This is a genomic window from Crossiella sp. CA198 (genome assembly GCF_052078295.1).
Lineage (GTDB): Bacteria > Actinomycetota > Actinomycetes > Mycobacteriales > Pseudonocardiaceae > Crossiella.
Map to the genome: position 1 here is coordinate 18,012 of NZ_JBQJIM010000042.1, position 23,835 is coordinate 41,846.

Consider the following 23,835-nt stretch of genomic DNA (forward strand, 5'->3'; position numbering starts at 1 on the left):
GTCCCATTCCGGCCAACACACCGTCCACAACGGCCAACACTCCGGGGAGGTTGCCCATCCCCGGAGTGTTGGCCGTTCTCGTACGGTGTGTTTGCCGTTGTGGTACGGCGGGTTGGCCGTGCCGGGTCAGCTGGTGGCGCGGGCCGCTTCGATCAGGCGGACCACGCCGGGGACCCACGGCGCGTAGTTCTGCGGGTTGGCGGCGTGGTCGGCCACCAGTTCGCTGTACTGAACCCACTTGAGCTGCTCGATCTCGCCCGGCTCCGGCTTGGCCGTGAGGTGGGCGTCCGCGCCGATCTTGCCGATCAGCACGTGGTCGAACTCGTGCTCGGCCGCCCCGTGCCCGTCCAGCGCCTGGTAGGTGAAGGCGCCGACCTCGCGCAGCTCCTCGATCTTGAGGTGCAGTTCCTCGTCGACCCGCTTGATCGCCGAGAGCGCGATGTCCTCACCGGCCAGCGGGTGCGAGCAGCAGGTGTTCGCCCACAGCTCCGGGAACCGGTTCTTGACCTTCGCCCGCTGCTGCAGCAGCACCCGGTCGTCCTCGTCGAAAAGCATCACCGAGAACGCGCGGTGCAACCGGCCGGGCGGCGTGTGCGCCTCTTCGACCGAGGTCTCCCCGATCGTGTTCCCGTCCGGATCGACGAGTTCGACGATCCTGCGCACGACAGCCATCCTGACCCCTTTGTATCCCGTGTGGCCTGGTCGGGAGCCACCGTAATGAGGCAAGCCCGCCGGGGTCCATGCACCGGCAGAGTGGACCCGGACCGCATCACGGTACTTCTTCCAGTGCGGGTCCACTCCGGACGGACTCAGCCGGTGATCTCCGCGCGGACCGTGCGCGCGGCCTCGACCATCACCCGCAGCGCCGGCCTGACCTCGGCGTAGCCGCGGGTCTTGAGCCCGCAGTCCGGGTTCACCCAGACCCGCTCGGCGGGCAGCCAGCGCAGGGCGCGGCGCAGCTGGGCGGCCTGTTCGGCGACCTCGGGCACCACCGGCGAGTGCACGTCGAACACGCCGGGACCGACGCCGCTGGTGAGTGCGCCGACGGCCGCGGCCGCCCCGCCGGAGCGGGCTGATTCGATGCTGATCACGTCCACGTCCAGTGCGCGGACGGCCTCGACCACGGTGGCCAGTTCGGCGTAGCAGACGTGCGTGTGCACCTGGGTCGCCGCCTGCGCGCCCGCGGTGGCCAGCCGGAACGCCCGCACCGACCACTGGAGGTAGTCGGCGCGGTGCTCGGCCCGCAGTGGCACGCCTTCCAGCAGACCGGGTTCGTCCACCTGGATCACCCGCAGGCCGGCGGCCTCCAGGTCGGCGACCTCGTCCCGCAGGGCCAGCGCGACCTGGTCAGCGGTGTCCGCGCGCGGCTGGTCGGTCCGCACGAAAGCCCACTGCAGCAGGGTGACCGGGCCGGTGAGCATGCCCTTGACCGGGCGGGTGGTGCGGGACTGGGCGTAGGCGGCGTACTCCACCGTCATCGGCGCGGGCCGGGTGACGTCACTGTGCACGATCGGCGGGCGGGCGCAGCGGGTGCCGTAGGACTGCACCCAGCCGAGCTTGGTGACGGCGAACCCGTCCAGTCTCTCGGCGAAGTACTCGACCATGTCGGTGCGCTCGGGCTCGCCGTGCACGAGCACGTCCAGGTCGAGTTCCTCCTGCAGCGCAACGACTTTGTCCACTTCGGCGCGCAGCACCGCGTGGTAGTCGTGCTCGCTCAGCTCGCCCTTGCGGTGCCCGGCACGGGCCTTGCGTAGTTCGGCGGTCTGCGGGAACGAGCCGATCGTGGTGGTGGGCAACTGTGGCAGCCCGAGTTCCTTGCGCTGCAACGCGAATCGCTCCTCGGCGGGCGCGGGTCGCAGTTCGTCCTGTTCGGACAGTCCGGCGATCCGGGCGCGCAACGCGGCGTCCTGGCGCACCGGGGTGCGGTGCAGCAGATCGCTGGCGGAGAGCTGTTCGGCGATCGCCGGGGTGCCTTCGCGCAGACCGCGGGCGATGGCCACCACCTCGGCCACCTTCTGCTTGGCGAAGGCCAGCCGCCGCACCAGTTCCGCGGGGAGTTCGTCCTCCACGGCCAGGTCGACCGGCACGTGCAGCAGCGGACTGCCCGCGGTCACCACGACCTCGGCGGCCATCCCGGCGAGCACGGTCGCGGTGGCCAGCGCCCGGCGCAGGTCGGTGCGCCACACGTTGCGCCCGTCGACCAGCCCCGCGGCCAGCCGCTTGCCGCGCAGACCGGCCTCGCCGACCGCCGCGGGCAGGTCCTCGGCGGCCGCGCCGGAGAAGTCCAGGCCCACGGTGTGCACCGGCAGCCCGGCCAGGGTGGTCAGCGCGGCGGGCGCGGGGAACCCGTAGTAGGTCTGCACCCACAGCTCAGGCCGCGCGGGCGATTCGGCCAGGTAGGCGTAAGCACTGGTGAACGCGTCGAGCTGGGCCTGGGTGAGGTCGGTGACCAGTGACGGCTCGTCGAGCTGGACGTGCCCGGCCCCGGCCGCTGCCAGCTGACCGAGCAGCTCGCGGTAGGCCGCCAGCACGTCATCGAGCCGGTCCAGTGGGTCGAACCCGGCGGGCGCGTCCGCGGCCGCGGCGGACAGCAGCAGGAAGGTCACCGGTCCGAGCAGCACCGGCCGACCCGGAATGCCCAGGTCCACGGCCTCCCGATACTGCCGCACCGGCTTGTCGCCACGCAGCGCGATGGGTGTGTCCGGCCCGATCTCGGGCACCAGGTAGTGGTAGTTGGTGCCGAACCACTTGGTCATCTCCAGCGCCGGGGCCTCGGGCCGCCCGCGCGCCATCGCGAAGTAGGTGTCCAGGGGGTCCTCGCCTGCGCGCAGGTGCCGCGGCGGCACCGCGCCGAGCAGCACGGCGGTGTCCAGCACGTGGTCGTAGCGGGATTGGGTGCCGGTGGGCACCTCGTCCAGCCCGGCCCGGTGCAGTTCGGTGAGCGTGTCCAGCCGCAGCCTGGTGGTGGTCTCGTCCAGGTCGGCGGCGCTGACCCGACCGGCCCAGTAGCCCTCGATGACCCGCTTCAACTCGCGGTTCGGCCCGATCCGCGGGTAGTCCAGGATGGTCGCGGACACGGTCGCTCGATCAGTGGTCATGCTGAGACGTCCTTCTTCCCTCGAGAACGACATTCCGGTCCGGGAAAGGGATTCGAACGCGCGGCAACCAGTCCGTGCGCGACGGCTGGGCGCCCCACGGCCATCCCTCGTGGCCGAACCGGGAACGTGCCTGCCCAGGTGGCTGGCACGGCCGATGGCAGGTCTTCGGACTCGCGGGCAGGCCTGGGCTCAGGCTCCTACTGGCCGTCGCTTCCCAGACGCGGTGTGCGTCCAGTGCGATGACGGCGGTCGTTCCCGCTAACCGCTGCGGGGCAGTCCCGGACTTCCACCGGGTTCCCTCTTACGACGCCACAAACCCCGTTTCGGGACCCGTGGCGAACCATCAGCGCTTCCGACCCTACCCGCGGTAACTCTTCGGCGGCAGCCCGCGACACTGTTCGCATGGGGCAGGACATCGTGACCGCGATCACCTTCCAGCAGGTCCAGAAGGTGGTGAAACAGGGCCGCGTCCAGGACAGCAAACTCATTGAGGCGGTGGACAAACTGGCCGGGGTGATCCTGCTGGTCTCCGGCGTCACCATCGCCAGGGAGACCCTGTCCTTGCTGGGCGCAAAAAACGAAATCACCAAACTCGGCCAGGCAGCTGCCAAGAAACTCCTCAACCGCGACGCTGGCGATTTCCTGGACCGCTCCCGCCGCATGGCCGCCGCCCACTGCCTCCTCACCTACACCGCCTTCTTCACTGCCCTGGACCGCCACGCGCCGGACCTCATGGCCGCGTTCGCGCTGACCGACGCGGAAAAGATCCACATGCTCCCCGACCGGGCGTTGATCGACAGCCCGGTCGTGCTGCCCCATCCGGTGCACAGCGAGACCACGCACCGGCGGACCCTCTACCTCGCCCTGGCCAGTCGATTCCAGCTCTTCGCCGCGGGCCTCAACTACCAGTTCCGGGAACGCGATCTGACCGAGGCCGTCGAGTCCGCAGGCAGGGCGGCCGAGGAGGTCTACCAGGCTCAATATCTCGAACTGCTGCGCGACAGCCCCGATTTCACCGCCTGGGTAGGCCGCCAGGACCAGCACCGCATCGACCGCGGCCTCCAGGACCTCGCGGACCGGATCGCCGAACTGCACCCCGGCGCACAGAGCGACGCCACCGCCGCTGATCTGTCCACTGTGTACGGTCACCGCCTCGCCGACCCGGTCTTCGGCGACCACGCCCAGGCCGACGGCCTGGTGTTCCCGGCCAAGCAGGACGCCTTCATCCCCCAGGCGTTCAAGGTGATCCGCAACCTGTCCGCGGAGGCCAACCTCGAACACGAGCCCCGCTGGACCGACCTCCCGATCAGGGAAGACCTCGGCGATTTCCTGCTGGAGTTCCTGCATTCCCCCTACAGCACCCAAACCCCACTGCTCGTACTTGGTCACCCCGGCTCAGGCAAGTCCCTACTGACCGAGGTGCTCGCCGCCCGACTGGCCGCCCCCGCCTTCACCGCCGTCCGGATCGAACTCCGGGACATCAACCCGGAAACCGACTTCCAGGACCAACTCGAAACCCAGATCAAACGAGACACCGGCCGCGTTGTCAACTGGTCGGAGTTCGCCAAGTCCCGCGCGGACAGTCCACCCCTGATCATCCTGGACGGCTACGATGAACTGTTGCAGGCCAACGGGAAAGTCTTCGCCGACTACCTGATGCGGGCCGCCAACTTCCAATCCCGCGAGGCCATGCTCGGCCGCCCGGTCCGCATCCTGATCACCAGCCGCATCACCCTGATCGACAAGGCCACCCTCCCCGCCGACACCACGGTCATCCGCCTCCTGGAATTCGACCGCCCCCGCCAAGAACTCTGGGCCGACACCTGGAACACGCACAACGCCCGCCCTTTCACCGTTCCGGAGTCGCATGCCCTGCTGGAACTGGCTGAGCAACCCCTGCTGCTACTCATGCTCGCCATCTACGACGCCACGGTGAAACCCTTGGCAGACGCGGAAAATCTGGAACGCACCGAGCTGTACCACAGCCTGCTCACCGAGTTCATCCGCCGCGAACGCCGCAAAGATGCCACCGACCCTGCCCCCAATGTCACCGCCGAGCTGAATCGCCTTGGCGTGGCAGCGATCGGCATGTTCAACCGCCAGGCCGTGCACATCCTGAGCACCGAACTGGACGCCGATCTCGCCTACTTCACCAAGGCCCGCGCTCCGGAAGGCCCCGGTCGCCGACTGACCCAGGCCGAGCTGCTGGTGGGCAGCTTCTTCTTCATCCACGAATCCCGCGGCCAGGTCAACGACGCCAAGGCATACGAGTTCCTGCACAACACCTTCGGCGAGTTCCTGGTCGCGGACTTCCTGCTCCGCCAAGTGATCCGCGAGACCACCACGGTTGCCAAGCTCTCCGGCGACGAAGCCCTGCGCGGTGCCCTGGACGCACACCTGGCAACCCTGTCCCCGCAGTGGTTCGCCTGCCTGAAACACGTCCCCCTGCACAGCCGCCCGCAAATGGTCCGCCTGCTACGGGAATGGGCCCGCGGCCGCGTAGACGCCGAAGCCCTGGACCGCATCCTGCACCACCAGCTGCGCGCGATCGTCTACAGCCCGGACGCCCTCGCCTACACCGCCCGGCACGACGGCGATCCCTATCCCCGCAACGCCCTGCTGGCCCAGCAGGCCACCTACAGCCTGAACCTGGTGGTTCTCCGCGCCGCGCTCGCGGACGACCACTATGAACTGCACGAGCAGCGGATCGGGCCGCCCGACCTCTACCACGGCACCTGGGATCGCCTGACCCACCTGTGGCGTGCCTGGTTCTCCCTGGAAGCCCTGGGCATGCTCGCCTCGCTGCTCACCGCCATCCGGTTCGACTCGACGGTGACCCTGTCCCTGTGGCCGGTGGCAGGCAACGACATCGCCGACCATCGACTGGACCTGGTGCTCCGGAGCGCGGAGGCGCTGGCCGACCACCTGACCATCGGCCTGGCCGGAAAGGCGATCCTGGGGCCAACCGGCCTGGAGTACGCGGAGTCGAATCTCGCCGTGGCCGGAGTCGCCCTGCCACAGGAGTTCGCCGTGCTGCGTGGCCGCCGCGATCCGGCCGAACTGCACAACGCCGACTGGCTCCCGGATCGAATCGGTTTGCCTTCGGAACACGTTTATGCGGCCATCGATATCCTGCAACGCACTCCGGGCCTGTTTATCACCCCACGCCACCAGATCCACCCTGAGCAGCTCACCAACATGTCCCGTGCCCAGGCGGCGACGATCATCGATTTCCTGGTCCGCTTCGACCCCAGCTGGCTGGCCGTCATCACCGACTCCGCCGTCGGGCTGGACCCGCTGGTGCTCGAAGCCAGCCCGATGGTCGCGCCACTGCTCAACGCCTACGCCCGCCACGGCGACCAGGAAGTCAGCTTCCTGGCCGAGCAGGTGGCAGCCGGATTCGGCAACGTCGGCGACCTCGATGCCGAAACCGCGGTGGCCTTCGCGGCCTTCGCCGACGCGGGCGGGCAACCAGACCTCCGCCGATCCGCGCTGACCACGCTGGTGGACGACCGTGCCTCGGACGAACCACTACTGGCCCTCCCCCAGTCCGCACTCGACGAGCTGGTCCGCCTGCTCGTCACCGGCGGCCACGCCGATCTGGCCGAACTCCGGCCCGCGATCACCGACCGGCTCGCCCGCGAAACCGCCTACCTCGACAAGCTCACCAAGGCCAACCCACCCGAGATCCTGCTCCGGCTCAGTCAGGCCGCCCGCATCGCCGACCCCCATCATGGGTTCACCGGGATCCTGTTCCAGAAGATCACCGCTCGGGTGCACTGGCGTCAGCCTTGGCCGGGCAGCCGGTACCTGCTGCGCGCCGTCCGGGAGCAGCACCAGCACGAGGACATCCTGCGACAGCTGTGCTCGCGGGACACCCCGGTCCTGCTGGGCGTCGGGCTCTCACCCTTGCACCGGTACCGGGACGAGCTGACCTTCCAGGACATCGACGACCTGCTCTGGGCCGCGCCCAGGATCGGCGGCAAGGTCGCGCACGAGCAGTTGCTGGCCGAACTCCGGAAGCATGGCCTGAAGTAACCATTCGACCACGTTCCGCGACACCCCTGCCATGGGGCAGGACAGTGCTACCGCGATCACCTTCGCCCAGGTCCAGAAGCTGGTGAAACGGGGTGGGGACAGCAAGCTGGTGGCGGCGGTCGATCGGCTGGCCGGGGTAGGGTTGCTGGTGTTCGGGGTGGCGGTCGACCCGGGCGCGTTGTCGCTGCTCGGGGCGAAGAACGAGGTCAGCAAGCTTGGACAGGGTGTGGCGCGCAAGCTGCTCGGCCGGGGTGACGGGGGCTTCCTGGAGCGGGCCCGGCGGATGGCCGCGGCGAACTACCTGATCACCTTCACCGCCTTCTTCGACGCACTGGAAGCCCAGCTCCCCGGCTTTCTCGCCGAGGTCGCGCTCACCGACGCGGAGAAGATCGTGCTGGTCAACACGGCCGCGACGGAGCGGTTCGCGGTGCCGTTGCCGCATCCGGCCGATCCGGCGCCGTCCTGGAACGAGCGGTGCATCTTCCACAACCTGCTGGGCGGGCAGTTCCGGTTGTTCGCCCAGGCCCTGCTGGTGGACTCGCGGGTGCCCGGGGCGCGGGAGCGGGAACTGGCCGCGGGCATCCAGCGGGCCACGGTGGCGGCCGAGGAGGTGTACCAGGCGCAGTTGCTGCACTTGATGGTGGACAGTCCGGAGTTCTGCGCGTGGACGGTGCGGCGGGATCAGGCGCGCACCGAGTTGATCGACCTGGGGTTGCGGGCGCTGGCGGCCACCGTCGAGGCGATGACGCCGGTGGCGCGCGGGCACCGGGTGGCGGCGGCGTTGTCCGCGGAGTACGCCGACAAGCTCAGCGCACCGGTCTTCGGCGACGGCGCGCGGGACGGGCTGACCTACCCGGCGAAGGCGGATTCCTTTGTGCCGCAGGCATTCAAGGTGCTGTGCGGCGGGAACGGGACCCGGCTGGAACACGAACCGTCCTGGGCGTCGGCGCCGGCGCGGCAGGACCTCGGCGAGTTCCTGTTGCGCTACCTGGCCGCCCCGCACTCCACGGAACGGCCGCTGCTGGTGCTCGGGCACCCGGGTTCCGGCAAGTCCCTGCTGACCGAGGTGCTCGCCGCCCGGCTGGCCGCGCCCGCGTTCACCGTGGTCCGGGTGGAACTGCGCGACATAGACCCGGAACGCGATCTCCAGGACCAGTTGGAGATCCAGCTCAAACGGGACACCGGACTGACTCAGCCGTGGGCGGAGTTCGCCGAGTCCAGAGTGGACAGTCCGCCGCTGGTGATCCTGGACGGTTACGACGAACTGTTGCAGGCCAACGGGAAGGTCTTCGCCGACTACCTTTCCCGGGTACACCGGTTCCAGGAACGCGAGGCGCGGCACGGCCGCCCGGTGCGGGTGCTGGTGACCAGCCGGATCACCCTGATCGACAAGGCCGCGGTGCCGCCGGAGGCCACCGTGCTGCGCCTGCTGGAGTTCGACGCGCCACGCCGGGCGGCCTGGACCCGGGTGTGGAACGAGCACAACGCCCGCCCGTTCACCCTGCCCGACTCCCCCGCGCTGCTCGAACTCGCCGAACAGCCACTGCTGCTGCTCATGCTCGCCATCTACGACGCCACCGTGCAACCCCTGGCCGACGCGACGGGGCTGGACCGAACGCAGCTGTACCACAGCATCATCACCGAGTTCGTCCGCCGGGAACGCGCCAAGGACCCGGCCGACCGGTGCGCCGAGGATCTGTCCACAATGGTCGATGACGATGTGCGCTGCCTGGGCGTGGCGGCGATCGGCATGGCCAACCGGCACGCGGTGCACATCGCGGCCGGCGACCTGGACGCGGATCTGGCCTACTTCAAGCGATCCAGGACTATTCCCGGCGGCCCAGGCCGTCGATTGTCCCAGTCGGAGTTGCTGGTGGGCAGCTTCTTCTTCATCCACGAGTCGCGCGGCCGGGTCGAGGATGCCAAGGCGTATGAGTTCCTGCACAACACCTTCGGCGAGTTCCTGGCCGCGGACTTCCTGCTGGACCAGGTGATCCGGGAGACCGCCACGGTCCGCTCGCTGGGCGGCGACCTCAACCGGGTGCGCCTGTCCGCCGACTGGTTCACCTGTCTCAGCCACGCGCCTCTGCACACCCGCCCGATGTTGTTGCAGCTACTCAGGGAATGGGCCCGCCACCGGATCACCCCGGCCGAGATCGAGGCCCTGGACGCGATCGTGCACCACCAGCTGCACGGAGTCCTGTTCAGCCCGGACCCGTTCCTGCCCACACCGGACGGCTCCCCGCTGCCCCGCAAACCGCTGATGGAACACCTCGCGCTGTACAGCCTCAACCTGGTGCTGCTGCGCGCGGTGCTCTCCGACGGCGAATACACCTTGCGCGAGAACGAGATCGGCCCACCCGACTCCTGCTACCGCTCCTGGGACCGGCTGACCGGCCTGTGGCGTTCGTGGTTCTCCTGGGAGACGCTGAGCGCGATCGCGGGGATCCAGATCGCCACCAGGGATGGTGCGACGATCACGTTGCGGTTGCAGGAGGAGTTCCGCACGCCGCCGAGCCTGGACCGCCTGCACACGGTGTACAACGCCGCCAGCGCCCTGGCAGACCACGTGACCGTTGGCCTGGCTGGGATTCCCATCGTCGAGGCCGACCCGGAACGCCGCCTGCTGGACTACACCGAGGAGAGCCTGAAGAAGGAGGGCATCGACCTCAGCGGGCGGTTCACGGTGATGCGCGCCCGCAGCGAGCCGGATCTGCTGACCGCATCGGACTGGTTCGGCAACGAGATCAGCTACGGGATCCGGCGCCCGCCCGAGCACGTCTACGCCGCATTGCCGCTGCTGCGCGAAACCCACGAGGCATTCCCCAGCAGCAGCGTGCACATCCTGACCGAGTCCATCCTCTCGGTCAGTCGCCCCGAAGCGGCGGCCATCATCGACTTCTGCACCTGGGCGGATCCGGCCTCGCTGGACTGGCTGGTCGAACACTACGGCGCCGACAGCATCGCCAGATCAATCCTCGCTGGAAAGCCCTACGCGGCACCATTGCTGCACGCCTATGCCGCGCGGGCCACCACGCGCAAGTACATCGAGGTGCTCAAGCGCCTCGCCACCCTGTCCGGACAGGTTCCTCGAACACTGGACACCAAAACCGCCGTGGCGCTGGCCCGGTTCGCCGACGCGGGACAGGCGACGGAATTGTGCCACTGGGCGTTGACGGATCTGCCCGGACCACTGTTCACCTTGCCCCTGGACGACATCAGTGAACTCGCGCGACTACTGGTCGATCGTGTTCTTCGCTCGATGACCGGGATCCGGGCGACGATCGCGAACCGCTTCGCCGCCGAGTGGACCGACCTCCACGCGCTGTCCGGATACAATCCGGAAACGCTGCCGAGGCTGGCCCAGATCGCTCGGATCACCGGCCCCGGCCACGGTTGCACCGAGCAGCTGCTCCAGCAGGTCGCCGCACTGCTGCGCGGGCACCAGCGCGGCCGACGCCCGTGGCAGCTCAACCTGCTGGTGCTGCGGGCGGTACGCGAGAACACCAGGGTGCCCGGTGCCCGCCAGGTACTGACCTCGCTGCTGCCGGACAGTGGTGAACTGTTCGCCCAACTCGGCCTACTACCCTTCCACCTGCACCAGGACGAACTGAGCCTGCGCGAGATCCGCGATCTGGTGTGGGTCGCCACTGCCCGTGATGACCAGGCCGCGCAGGAGATCCTGGTGAAATCGCTGCAAGGATACGGGTTGCGGTGACAGGCTGGTCGGTATGAGGAATGCCGTCAACGCTCCCGGGGCCGTGGCTGTCGGGCCGTACTCGCACGCCGTGGACGCCGATCCGTTCGTCCACCTCTCCGGCCAGACCCCGGTCGGACCGGACGGGAAGCTCGTCCAGGGTTCGGTCGGCGACCAGACTCGGCAGTGTTTCGCCAACCTGTTCGCCGTGCTCGAAGCCGCCGGGCTGACCCCGGACGACGTGGTGAAGTGCACCGTGTTCCTGACCGACATGGCCGATTTCGCGGCGATGAACGCGGTCTACGCCGAGCAGTTCGCCCAGCCGTTCCCGGCGCGCACCACGATCGGTGTGGCCGGGTTGCCGTTGGGGGCCAACGTGGAGATCGAACTCATCGCTCGCCGCCCCGGTACATCCTGATCATCTCGGCGGCGGCGCCGACGATGGACTCGCGTAGTTCCGGCGGGTCCAGGACCTCCAATTCGGGGCCGTAGCGCAGGAAATCGGACTGGGCGATCACGTGGTTCTCGATCGGGACCACCACCTCGCGCCAGCCGTCGGGGCCCGGTTCGGGGGCGCGGATCTTCGCCGCCACCACCGGGCCCGAGGTGAAGATCCCGCCCATTGCCTTGGGAGACACCCGGATCCGGGCCTCACCTTTGTACACAGTGGACTGGAACTCGGCGGACCAGCGCTGCCAGTACGCGGCCAGGTCAAAATCGGGCGGCCTCGGGAAAGCGTTATCCTGGATCTCCACCGCGCTGATCCGGTTGGCCCGGTAGGTGCGGGTGCGGTCGGCCTCGGCGACCAGATACCAGGTGCCCGCCTTGAGGACCAGGCCGAGTGGGAGCACCACGGATTCGCGGTCGGGCTGGCGGTAGCGGCGGTAGGTGATCCGGATCGGGCGCGCCTCCCAGACCGCGGTGGCCAGTGCGGGCAGCTGTGCCGGGCGGTCGGCGTCGGCGAACCAGCCGGGGGCGTCCAGGTGGAAGCGGTCGCGGACGTGGTGCGCGCCCTCGCGCAGGCTGGGCGGCAGCGCGGCGTCGAGTTTGAGCCGGGCGGCGGCCAGCACGGTGCCCAGGCCCAGTTCGGCGGCCTGGTCCGGCAGGCCCACCAGTGCGAGCGCGCCGGCTTCGGTGCTGGTCAGGCCGGTGAGGCGGGTTCGGTAGCCATCCAGGAGCTGGTAGCCGCCGGTGGGGCCGCGGTCGGCGTAGACCGGCACGCCTGCGCTGCTCAGCGAGTCGACGTCGCGGTAGACGGTGCGGACGGAGACGTCGAGTTCCTCGGCCAGTTCCTGCGCGGTGAGGCGGCCCCTGGTCTGGAGCAGCAGGAGCAGGGAGAGCAGTCGGGCGGCGCGCACCGCTCCAGTGTGCACCGGGTTCCTGCCGGAATCTGTCAGGTACCGGGTGCGGGCGGGCGAAATGAGGACGCGCGCGGGGTGGTGACCGCGAGTAGCGTCCCGGGGCATGGCCGATCTGAAACCGCGTAGCCGGGATGTCACCGATGGTCTGGAACGAACGGCCGCGCGCGGCATGTTGCGCGCCGTCGGTTTCTCCGATGAGGACTGGGAGAAGCCGCAGATCGGCGTCGCCTCCTCGTGGAACGAGATCACCCCGTGCAACCTGTCGCTGGACCGGCTGGCCTTGGCGGTCAAGGAGGGTGTGCACGCGGCGGAGGGTTTCCCACTGCAGTTCGGCACGATCTCGGTCTCCGACGGGATCTCGATGGGGCACGAGGGCATGCACTTCTCACTGGTGTCCCGGGAGGTGATCGCGGACTCGGTGGAAACGGTGATGGGCGCCGAGCGGCTGGACGGGTCGGTGCTGCTGGCCGGGTGCGACAAGTCGCTGCCCGGGATGCTGATGGCGGCCGCGCGGCTGGACCTGGCCGCGGTGTTCCTGTACGCGGGTTCGATCATGCCGGGCCGGGCGACCATGTCGGACGGGTCCGAGCGCGAGGTGACGCTGATCGACGCGTTCGAGGCGGTCGGCGCGTGCGCGCGGGGATTGATGAGCCGCGCGGACGTGGACGCGATCGAACGCGCGGTCTGCCCGACCGAGGGCGCCTGCGGCGGGATGTACACGGCCAACACCATGGCCAGCGCCGCCGAAGCCCTCGGCATGTCGCTGCCCGGCTCCGCCGCACCGCCCGCGGTGGACCGCCGCCGGGACGGCTACGCCCGCCGCTCCGGTGAAGCGGTGGTCGAGTTGCTCCGCCGCGGCATCACCGCCAGGGACATCATGACCAAGCCAGCCTTCGAGAACGCCATCGCGGTGGTCATGGCCCTGGGCGGCTCGACGAACGCGGTGCTGCACCTGCTGGCCATCGCCCACGAAGCCGAGGTCGACCTGACCCTGGCCGACTTCACCCGCATCGGCGCGAAAGTTCCGCACCTGGGCGACCTCAAGCCGTTCGGGCGACACGTGATGTACGACGTCGACCGCATCGGGGGCATCCCTGTGGTGCTGAAACTGTTGCTGGACGCGGACCTCCTGCACGGCGACACCCTCACCGTCACCGGCAAGACCATGGCCGAGAACCTGTCCACCCTCAACGCCCCCGCCCCCGACGGCGAAGTCATCCGGGCCCTGTCCAACCCCATCCACCCCACCGGCGGCATCACCATCCTGCACGGCACCCTGGCCCCGGACGGCGCGGTGGTGAAGTCCGCCGGCTTCGACGAGGCGGTCTTCGAGGGCACGGCAAGGGTTTTCGAAGGCGAACGAGCAGCCATGGACGCCCTGGAGAACGGCACGATCACCGCAGGGGATGTGGTGGTGATCCGGTACGAGGGGCCGAAGGGTGGGCCGGGGATGCGCGAGATGCTGGCGATCACGGGGGCGATCAAGGGCGCGGGGCTGGGCAAGGACGTGTTGTTGCTGACGGACGGGCGCTTCTCGGGCGGGACGACCGGGTTGTGCGTGGGGCATGTGGCGCCGGAGGCGGTGGACGGGGGGCCGATCGCGTTCGTTCGGGATGGGGATCGGATTCGGTTGGATGTGGTGGCGGGGGCGTTGGATCTGGGGGTTGGGGCGGCGGAGTTGGCGGGGCGGCGGGAGGGGTGGGTGCCGCGGGGGCATGGGTATTCGCGGGGGGTTTTGGCGAAGTACGCGAAGTTGGTGGGGTCGGCTAGCACGGGGGCGGTGTGCGGGTAGCGCGGTGTGCGGGTAGCGCGGTGTGCGGGTAGCGCGGTGTGCGGGTAGCGCGGTGTGCGGGTAGCGCGGTGTGCGGGTAGCGCGGCTCGCGGGCGGGGCGGCTCGCGGGTAGCGCGGTCTGCGGGTGGGCGGCGCATCGCGGCGCGGCAGGCGGTGGCTGGGCACGTCAGGGTCTGCGCGCCCAGCCGCGCGCCGGGTTGTGCGCCAGCGGGCGGGCTGCGGCAGGCGGGCTGCGCGTGCAGCCGTGGGCCGCGGAGGAGGGGCGGCTGGGTGCGGGCTGCTGGTACGTGGCGCTTGAGTGCGGGCTGGTCGGCCCGGTGGGCTGGTGTCGGTTAGCTGGGGTGGGGCTGGGCGGGGTGTCGGGGTGGGGCGGGGGGCGGTTGTGCGGTGGGCGCGCTTCCGATTGTTCACGCAACGCGGGGAGGGGCTATTTGGTTCCCAGCGTATCCACAGGCGCACCCCGAGGCCGGGGGCTATCCACAAAGTGCTGGTCAGGACCTCGGGGTGGGCGGGTGCTAGCCGAGGTCCTTGACGGCCTCGCTGATCGCCCGGTGGAAGGTGGGGTAGGCGCCGATGAACTGTTGGAGGGTTTCCAGGGGGATTTTGGCGTGGACTGCCATGGCCAGGGCGCCCAGGATTTCGCCGCCGGCGGGGCCCATCGCCGTGGCGCCCAGGAGGGTGTTGTGGTCTGTGTCGAGGATGAGTTTGATCAGGCCTCGGTTGCCTACCTTGTGGACGAAGCCTCGGGAGCTGTTCTCCAGGCGGGTGAGGCCGGTGCGGATGTTGTGTCCTTGAGCCCTGGCTTGTTTCTCGGTGAGGCCTACCGAACCCAGCTCTGGGTTGGTGAAGGTGACCCGGGGGATGGCGTGGTACTGGGCGGCGGGGCCGGGGCGGCCGAGGATCTCGCGGATGACGATGTCGGCCTGGTACATGGACATGTGGGTGAAGGCGCCGTGGCCGACGATGTCGCCTACTGCCCAGACACCCTCGGCGACCTTGAGGCGATCGTCCGTGGGGAGGGTTCTGGTGGTGGGGTCCAGGCCGAGGTTTCCGATGCCCAGGGCTTCGAAGTCGGTTGTGCGGCCGGTGGCTACCAGGAGGTGGGTGCCGGTGACGCGGGCGCCGTTGGTGAGGGTGAGGGTGAACTCGTTGGCCTGGTGGGTCACTGACTCGGCGCCCGCGCCGGTGTGCACGGTGATGCCTTCGTCGGCGAAGATCTCGGTGAGCAGGGCCGCGGCCTCGGGTTCTTCCAGGGCTGCGAGGTGGGTCTGGGGTTCGATGAGGTGGACTTCGGCGCCGAAGCGGGCGAAGAGCTGGGCGAACTCCAGGCCGATGGCGCCGCCGCCGAGGACCACCAGGGTGTCGGGGACGTACTCGGTGCGGACTGCTTCGCGGTTGGTCCAGAACGGGGTGCCCGCCAGGCCCGGGATCGGCGGGATGAGGGGTTCGGTGCCGGGGTTGAGCACGATGGCCTTGGTGGCGGTGACGGTGTGGGACTGGTTGTCCTCGTCGAGGACCTCTACCTGACCGGGGGCGGTGATCTTGCCGGTGCCACGGCGGAAGGTGGCGCCCGCGTCGGTGAGGCGGCGGACGGCGACGGAGTCGTCCCAGTTGTCGGTGGCCTCGCGGCGGATACGCTCCGCTACCGCCGACCAGTCGGGGAGCACGGTGGCCGAGCCCGCGAGTTCGGGCACGCGGCGGGCCTCGGCGACCACCTCGGCGGCGCGGACCATCATCTTGGTCGGGATGCAGCCGTAGTACGGGCACTCGCCGCCGACCAGCCTGCGCTCCACTCCCAGCACCCGCAGTCCGGCCCCGGCCAGCTCCGTGGCAACATGCTCACCACCGGGCCCGAGCCCGATCACGACGACGTCCACCTCATGGGCTGACATGGCTCTCCTTCGTTCGCCGGGACGACTGCATGCCGTACTGGCAAGTTACCTGTCAGTGTTAACCGGGGATTTCGGCGGGGCGCGGCGGTCGACTCGGTCGCCAACGTTTGTCCGGGCTGTCAGCATGTGCGCAGCGGGCCACTACCAGGTATCGAGATCCACTGCTACCTGGGTAGCTACCTCGCTGAACCGTGTCAGAACGGCCCTGGCGCGCTGGATTCAGTTACCTGCAAACGTCGTAGGCCGATTTCGGCAGCATTAACCCGCGCCATCCCCTGCGAATGGCGGGCAGAATGTACCTCGGGCGCCGGAGATTTCCGAATCAACTCGCCCAAAGATCACCCGGCATTGTTGCCGTTGATCGACAGCACCCTGGGTTCATGATCGCCTCCCGGACCACCCTGCCGGGGGACCCATGATCGCCGAGCGCGACCGGTCCGCCCGGCCTGCCCGCACGAGGGTGGTAACAAACCCGCACGTTGTGGCGATTACCCCCACGTGCAGCGGACGTATCCAGTGGATGAACACCGGGGACACGCGGGCCTGGACCCCAGGCCAGACGTCCACAGTGGACACACTGGGTGACCTCCCGGCCAGCGGTTTTGCCCGGTTGAGTGACTTCAGCCACACGGCATTTGTGCCGAATTGCTGAACAAGACACCGGGACCCGAGAGCCAAAGCGGGAGCACCGAATACTTGAGAGCCGCTCAATTTTCCCTTGAGGGCGACTCAAGACCCTATTTCAACCGTTGATGAATTACAGCCTGCACCGCTAGCTTCCCGTTTCGATTCAGCCTTTCGGGTCACTAGCTGGATCCTGCCCGTCCACAGGTTGTTGTTGATCAACGGAGGCTCCATGGCCGCGCAGTCGGAACGGCGTTGGGACGTCATCGGGGTTACCCCCTTCGGCGAGGCCAACGCACGTCTCGTCGCCGCGGTCCGCCAGTCCGGCGGACTCGGAGTTCTCGACCTCGGCACCGGCGCCCGGTCGACTCGGGAAGCACTAGTTCTCGCCCAGCGCTGGGCGTCCGGCACCTTCGGGGTGCGCGTCCCGGCTGGATGCGCGCTCAACCCCGCCGATCTCCCCACCGAAGTTGACACGGTCGTGTTGACCGGGGACAGCTCTTGGCAACTCGCTGACATCGCCGCCCGCTTCCAGGTGCTCGTGGAGATCACCTCCGTGGAGCAGGCGCGTGCCGCGGCCGCCGGTGGCGCGGCCGGGCTGATCGCCCGCGGCAACGAGGCCGGTGGCCTGATCGGCGAACTCAGCTCCTTCGTGCTGCTGCAGAAGCTCATGGCCACCCCGGACCTGGACCTGCCGATCTGGCTGGCCGGCGGCATCGGCACGCACACCGCCGCCGCGGCCGTGCTCGGCGGAGCCACCGGCGTGGTGCTGGACACCCAGCTCGCGCTGCTGGCCGAGTCCGAGCTGCCCGAGGCGACCGCCGCCCTGCTGCGCACCCTGGACGGCTCGGAGACCGCCGTGGTCGAGGGTCGCCGGGTACTGGCTCGCAAGGGACGCGCCCCCGCCCCGGCCCTGGAACTGGGGCAGGACATCTTCCTGGCCGCCCGCTTCGCCGAGCGCTACGGCACCGTCGGCCGGGTCGTGCGCGCCATCCGGGACGCCATCACCGCCGCGGTGACCGCCGAGAACCTGGACGCGGTGCTGCGCCCCGGCTCGGCCTTCGCCACCGCGATCGGCGTGCCACTGCCGATCGCGCAGGGCCCGATGACCCGGGTGTCCGACCAGGCCGGGTTCGCCGCCGAGGTCGCCACCGGCGGCGGACTGCCGTTCATCGCCCTCGCCCTGGCCGGCAAGGACCAGACCCGGCGGATGATGACCGAGACCGCCGCCGCACTGGGTGCGCGCCCGTGGGGCGTGGGCGTGCTCGGGTTCGCGCCGGAGGACACCAGGGCCGCGCAGCTGGAGATCATCCGCGAGCTGCGGCCCACGCACGCGATCATCGCCGGTGGCCGCCCCTCGCAGGCCGCCGCACTGGAGGAGGTCGGCATCACGACCTTCCTGCACGTGCCCTCCCCCGGGCTGCTCAAGCAGTTCGTGGAGGCGGGTGCGCGCCGGTTCATCTTCGAGGGCAGCGAATGCGGCGGGCACGTGGGGCCGAGGGCGAGCTTCGCGCTGTGGGAAGCGCAGATCTCGGTACTGCTGGACCACTTGGGCACCAAGGACGGCGCTGACCTTCAGGTGATCTTCGCCGGGGGTGTGCACGACGCGCGCTCGGCCGCCATGGTCGCCGCGATGGCCGCGCCACTGGCCGCCAAGGGCGTCGGGATCGGCGTGCTCATGGGCACCGCCTACCTGTTCACCCAGGAGGCGGTCAGCGCCGGGGCCGTGCAACCGCTGTTCCAGCAGCAGGTCCTCGCCGCCGAGGGCACCGAACTCCTGGAGACCGCACCCGGCCACGCCACCCGCTGCGTCACCAGCCCCTTCGCCGAGAACTTCCAGACCATCAAGGCCGAGCTGACCGCCCAGGGCGTGCCGGACCGGGAGATCTGGGAACACCTGGAAAGCCTCAACGTCGGCAGGCTGCGCATCGCCAGCAAGGGCGTGCGCCGCGACGGCGACAGCCTGGTCTCCGCCGACGAGACCGAGCAGCTCGCCGACGGCCTGTTCATGGCCGGACAGGTCGCGGTGCTGCGCGATGAGGTCACCACGGTCGCCGCCCTGCACGAGGCGGTCACCGGCGACGCGGCCGACTACCTTGGCGCGCAACGCGAACTCGTCCGCACCCGGCTCGGCATCCGCGCCCCCGCGCACACCGAACCGGTCGCGCCGCCGCCCCTGGACGTGGCCATCGTCGGCATGGCGTGTGTGTTCCCCGACTCCCCCGACCTGGCCACCTTCTGGGCCAACATCGTCGGCGGCGTGGACGCGGTCACCGAGGTCCCGGCCGAGCGCTGGGACGCCGACACCTACTACTCCCCCGACGCCACCGGCAAGAACATCAACGACCGCACCCCCTCGCGCTGGGGCGGATTCCTGCCGCGGATCCCGTTCGACCCGTTGAGCTACGGCATCCCGCCCGCCAGCCTGGCCAGCATCGAGCCGGTGCAGCTGCTCGCGCTGGAGGTGGCCCGCCGGGCGCTGCGGGACGCGGGTTACGACGGTGACCGGGACTTCGACCGCGCCCGCACCTCCGTGGTCTTCGGCGCCGAAGCCGGTTCCGACCTGTCCAACGCCACCACCCTGCGCGCGGTCCTGCCCGCCTACCTGGCCAACCTGCCCAAGGAACTCCTGGACCAGCTGCCGCCGCTGACCGAGGACTCCTTCCCCGGCATGCTGGCCAACGTCATCTCCGGCCGCATCGCCAACCGCCTCGACCTCGGCGGCGCCAACTACACCGTCGACGCCGCCTGCGCCTCCTCCCTGGCCGCCCTTGACGTGGCCTGCAAGGAACTGGTCAACGGCACCAGCGACCTGGTGCTCTGCGGTGGCGCGGACCTGCACAACGGCATCAACGACTACCTGCTCTTCGCCTCCGTGCACGCGCTGTCCGCCACCGGGCGCAGCCGCACCTTCGACAGCGGCGCCGACGGCATCGCCCTCGGTGAAGGCGTCGCCTGCGTTGCCCTGAAACGACTGTCGGACGCGCAGCGGGACGGGGACAAGATCTACGCGGTGGTCAAGGGCCTCGGCTCGGCCAGCGACGGCAAATCCCTCGGCCTGACCGCGCCGCGCCCAGAGGGCCAGCGGGCCGCGCTGGACCGGGCCTACGCCAACGCGCACCTCTCCCCCGCCTCGGTCGGCCTGGTGGAGGCGCACGGCACCGGCACCGTGGTCGGCGACCGCACCGAACTGGCCACCCTGACCAAGATGTTCGTCGAGGCCGGGGCTCAGCCGGGGACCTGCGCGATCGGCTCGGTGAAATCCCAGATCGGGCACACCAAGTGCGCGGCCGGACTGGCCGGGCTGATCAAGGCCGCCCTCGCCCTGCACACCGGGGTCAAGCCGCCCACGCTGCACGTGGAAACGCCGAACTCGGCCTGGGACAAGGACTCCAGCCCGTTCGTCTTCCACACCGCGGCCCGGCCCTGGGCCACCGAACCGGCCCATCGGGTCGCCGGGGTGAGCGCGTTCGGCTTCGGCGGCACCAACTTCCACACCGTGCTCGCCGCCGTCGACCAGCCCGCGCCGCGGCACAGCGTGGACGCCTGGCCCGCCGAGCTGTTCACCTTCCGCGGCAACGACTCGCGCGCGGCCACCAAGTCCATCGAGAAGCTCCTGGACCTGGCCGCGGCCAACGACACCGGCGGGCGGCCGTGGCGGCTGCGGGACCTGGCGCGCACCGCCGCCCGCACCGCCGACACCCGCACCGAACCCGTGCAGGTCGCGGTGGTCGCGGACAGCCTGGACGGCCTGGTCGGCCAACTCCGCCGCGCCGTCGCCGGGGAACACGACCCGGCTGCCGGGGTGTACCTGGCCGGGAACACCGCCCTGGGCACGGAATCCGGCAAGCTCGCCTTACTGTTCCCCGGGCAGGGCAGCCAGCGCACCGGCATGCTCGCCGAGCTGTTCGTGGCCTTCCCCGAGGTGCAGCACCTGTTGCAGCGCGGTCACCAGTGGGCCGACCTGCTGTTCCCGCCCGCCGCGTTCGACTCCGCGGTGGCCAAGGACAACGAGACCCGGCTGCGTGACACCAGGGTCGCCCAGCCCGCGCTCGGCATCGCCGGACTCGCCGTGCACCAGCTGCTTGACAAACTCGGTGTGCGGGCCGATCTCGTCGCCGGGCACAGCTATGGCGAACTCGTCGCGCTGGCCGCGGCGGGCGCGATCGACGCGGGCACCCTCCTCGATATCTCCGCGGCGCGGGCCGAGTCGATCCTGGCCGCCGCCGCGGACGTCGGTGGTGACCCTGGCAGCATGGCCGCCGCCTCCGGGCAGGCCGCCGCGGTCCTTGAGGTTCTGGAGCGGGCCGGACTGAGCGCGGAAGTGGTGCTGGCCAACCACAACTCGCCCAAGCAGGTGGTCGTCTCCGGCAGCACCGAGGGCGTGGCCAAGGCCGTCACCGAGCTGAAGGCGGCCGGGATCAGCGCCAAACCGATCCCGGTGGCCTGCGCCTTCCACAGCCCCATCGTCGCCGCCGGTGGCGACCGGTTCGCCACGGTTCTGTCCACTGTGGACATTCATAAGCCGGAGATCCCGGTGTGGTCCAACCGCACCGCGAGCGTCTACGGCGCGGACATCCGCGCCGAGCTGGCCGCGCAGATCGGTTCGCCGGTGCGCTTCGTCGAGCAGATCGAGGCCATGTACGCCGACGGCGCCCGGGTCTTCGTCGAGGCCGGGCCCGGCAAGGTGCTTTCCCGGCTGGTCAAGGACATCCTCGGCGACCGGCCGCACGTCACCGTGACCATCGAGCCCAGCGCGGACAGCGGTCTGCGCGGCTTCCTCGGCGCGCTCGCCGCACTCGCCACCGCCGGGGTGTCCCTGCGCACCGGGTGGCTGTTCCAGGGCCGTGATGCCCGCGACGTCTCGGCCACCCCCCTGCCCAAGCGCGCCGGCTGGACCATCGACGGTCACGTCGTGCGCACCGCCGACGGCGGCTACCTCACCGGCGGCCTCGCCCCGGCCCGTCGCGTCCACCTGGAGACCACCATGAGCCAGCCGCAGCCCCAGCCAGCGGGCGGCAACGAAGCCCTGGTCAGCGAGTTCCTCCGGACCAGCCGGGAAATCCTGGCCGCCCAGCGCGATGTCATGCTCACCTACTTCGGCAGCAACCCCGGCGTGCAGCACACGGCGCCGCAGGTGCTCCAGCAGCTCCCAGCCGTCGTGCAGGCACCGGTCGCACCGGTGGTCCAGCCGATCGCCGCACCCGCGCCGGTGGTGGCCGCACCGGCGCCCACACCGTCCACTGTGGACGTTCTGGCCACCGTGCTGCAGATCATCAGCGACCGCACCGGATACCCGATCGACATGATCGAGCCCGATCTGGACCTTGAAGCCGACCTGTCCATCGACTCGATCAAGCGCACCGAGATCGCCGGTGAGCTGGCCACCCAGCTGGGTGGCGGTCTGGACGCGGCCAGCCTGACCGACGCCGAGCTGGAGGATCTGGCCAAGGCCCGCACGGCCGCGGCGATTTCCGCCTGGCTGGGCGCGAAGGTCGGCGACACCGCACCGGCCGCGGTCCCCGCGCCGATCGCGGCCAGTGGCCCCAGTGAGGCCGACATCCTGGCCACCGTGCTGCAGATCATCAGCGACCGCACCGGATACCCGATCGACATGATCGAACCGGACCTGGACCTGGAAGCCGACCTGTCCATCGACTCCATCAAGCGCACCGAGATCGCGGGCGAGCTGGCCACCCAGCTCGGGGACGGCCTGGACGCGGCCAGCCTCGGCGACGCCGAACTGGAAGACCTGGCCAAGGCCCGCACCGCGGCCTCGATCGCGGGCTGGCTGGCCGCCAAATCCGGGGCCCCGGCCCTGCCCGCACCGGTCGCGCCGCTGGCCTTGACGGCCGCGCCGGTCGCCCCGGAGCCGGTGTCTGCCTCGGGCGGGATCGCGCCCAAGCGGTACCTGCTCACCCCGGTCGACATCTCCGGCATCGCCCCCGTCGGGGTGGAAGCCTTGGCGGGCAAGCGGTTCGTGCTCTTCGGCGCCACCGGCGCGAGCGAACTCGCCGCGCTGCTCCTGGAGAACGGCGCGCAGGCCAGGGTCGAATCCCTGGCCCGGCCGCTGACCGAGGCCGACGGGCAGATCGACGGCGTGGTGTTCCTCGACGCCCTGGTCGACGGCGACCTGCCGGTGCTGCCGGAGACCTTCCCCGCCTTCCAGTCCGCGCTCGTCCGCGGCGTCAGCTGGCTCCTGGCAGCCGCACCGGGTCAGCTCGGCCGGGCGGCCGGACTGCGCGGGCTGTTCCGCACCATCGCCCGCGAATACCCGGACACGCACGCCAGCCTGGTCGAGACCGACGCCGACCCGGCCGCCGCGCTCTTCGCCGAAATCCTCGCCGGAGACCGCCACCCGGTCGTCCTGCGCCGCGAAGGCGGACGGCAGGCCCTGGACCTGGTGGCCACCCCGCTCGGCGCGCTCGGCCTGGGCGCCGGACCCGCAGGCGATGGCTCCACCGAGGCCAACGCCATTGGCCTGAACCGCGATTCGGTGGTCCTCCTCGTCGGCGGCGCCCGCGGGATCACCGCCCAGTTCGCGGCCACCCTGGCCGGGGCCAGCGGCTGCCGGATCGAACTCGTCGGCCGCACCGCCGTGGCCACCGAGGACGAACACCCCGCCACCAAAGCGGCTACCGACAAAACCCAGTTGCGGGCCGCGCTGATCCAGCAGGGCCTGCGCAACCCGGCCGAGATCGAACGCACCGCCAGCCGCATCCTGGCCCAGCGCGAAGTCCAGTCCACTGTGGACGAGATCGCCGCACTCGGCAGCCAGGTCCGCTACCACTCCGTCGACGTCCGCGACCACGACGCGCTGCGCGGCCTGGTCAAGGAGATCCACGCCGAACACGGCCGCATCGACGGCGTGGTCTACGCGGCCGGCGTGATCGAGGACAAGTTGCTGGCGGAGAAGGACATCGAGTCCTTCCGGCGGGTCTTCGGCACCAAGGTCGACGGCGCCCGCCAGCTCCTGGAAGCCGTCTCCGACCTCGGCGAGACCGGGCCCCGGTTCGCGGTGCTCTTCGGCAGCATCGCCGCCGCACTGGGCAACCGCGGCCAGGTCGACTACGCCGCCGCCAACGACGCCCTGGAATCCCTCGGCATCACCTGGTCCCAGCGCACCGGCGCCCGCGGCCTGACTGTCCACTGGGGACCGTGGGCGCCCTCGGCCAAGCACGGCGGCATGGTCACCCCCGAACTCATGCAGTCCTACACTCGCCGCGGCATCGAGCTGATCGACCCCGAAGAGGGCACCCTGGCCCTGCTGCGCGAACTCGCCTGGGGCGGCGACGCGGTCCGCTCGGTCGTCTACTCCGCCTCGGGCTGGTGA

9 protein-coding genes and 1 riboswitch are annotated in these 23,835 nt (G+C 70.2%); of the genes, 5 read left to right on the forward strand and 4 right to left on the reverse strand.

The genetic code is table 11. The annotated features are described in order from the left end of the window. Positions 1 to 126: 126 nt before the first annotated feature. Both idi and metE read right to left on the reverse strand, forming a co-directional pair. Positions 127 to 663, reverse strand: a complete 537-nt coding sequence (gene idi / locus ACTOWY_RS41560) for an isopentenyl-diphosphate Delta-isomerase (RefSeq protein ID WP_247763991.1) — start codon at positions 661 to 663, stop codon at positions 127 to 129. 146 nt (positions 664 to 809) lie between these two features. Then, positions 810 to 3,098 (reverse strand): 5-methyltetrahydropteroyltriglutamate--homocysteine S-methyltransferase, encoded by a 2,289-nt coding sequence (gene metE / locus ACTOWY_RS41565; protein WP_441315091.1) that lies wholly within the window; start codon positions 3,096 to 3,098, stop codon positions 810 to 812. A 151-nt stretch (positions 3,099 to 3,249) separates the two neighbouring features. Next, positions 3,250 to 3,445: riboswitch (cobalamin riboswitch) on the reverse strand. A gap of 55 nt (positions 3,446 to 3,500) precedes the next feature. Here metE and ACTOWY_RS41570 point away from each other — a divergent pair. Genes ACTOWY_RS41570 through ACTOWY_RS41580 form a run of 3 tightly spaced genes read left to right on the forward strand, consistent with a single transcriptional unit; the run spans position 3,501 to position 11,251 of the window. Further along, positions 3,501 to 7,136: an NACHT domain-containing protein gene (locus ACTOWY_RS41570; RefSeq protein WP_441315092.1), complete on the forward strand. Its 3,636-nt coding sequence runs from the start codon at positions 3,501 to 3,503 to the stop codon at positions 7,134 to 7,136. A 31-nt stretch (positions 7,137 to 7,167) separates the two neighbouring features. Continuing rightward, complete coding sequence (locus ACTOWY_RS41575) at positions 7,168 to 10,854, forward strand: NACHT domain-containing protein (RefSeq protein WP_441315093.1); 3,687 nt, start codon at positions 7,168 to 7,170, stop codon at positions 10,852 to 10,854. 13 nt (positions 10,855 to 10,867) lie between these two features. Continuing rightward, positions 10,868 to 11,251, forward strand: a complete 384-nt coding sequence (locus ACTOWY_RS41580; protein ID WP_441315094.1) for a RidA family protein — start codon at positions 10,868 to 10,870, stop codon at positions 11,249 to 11,251. On the opposite strand, the gene ACTOWY_RS41585 is transcribed toward ACTOWY_RS41580, so the two are convergent. Further along, positions 11,223 to 12,191 carry a helix-turn-helix transcriptional regulator gene (locus ACTOWY_RS41585; protein WP_441315095.1) on the reverse strand — a complete coding sequence of 323 codons (969 nt, stop codon included), beginning with the start codon at positions 12,189 to 12,191 and terminating at the stop codon, positions 11,223 to 11,225. The genes ACTOWY_RS41580 and ACTOWY_RS41585 overlap by 29 nt on opposite strands. Positions 12,192 to 12,297: 106 nt before the next feature. Here ACTOWY_RS41585 and ilvD point away from each other — a divergent pair, with 106 nt between their 5' ends. Next, positions 12,298 to 13,986, forward strand: a complete 1,689-nt coding sequence (ilvD, locus tag ACTOWY_RS41590) for a dihydroxy-acid dehydratase (protein WP_441315096.1) — start codon at positions 12,298 to 12,300, stop codon at positions 13,984 to 13,986. 515 nt (positions 13,987 to 14,501) lie between these two features. Here ilvD and ACTOWY_RS41595 read toward each other — a convergent pair. Then, positions 14,502 to 15,878, reverse strand: a complete 1,377-nt coding sequence (locus tag ACTOWY_RS41595; protein ID WP_441315097.1) for a dihydrolipoyl dehydrogenase family protein — start codon at positions 15,876 to 15,878, stop codon at positions 14,502 to 14,504. Between the two features lie 856 nt (positions 15,879 to 16,734). Here ACTOWY_RS41595 and ACTOWY_RS41600 point away from each other — a divergent pair. Continuing rightward, positions 16,735 to 23,835, forward strand: coding sequence for an SDR family NAD(P)-dependent oxidoreductase (locus tag ACTOWY_RS41600; protein ID WP_441315098.1), 7,101 nt, complete (start codon positions 16,735 to 16,737; stop codon positions 23,833 to 23,835).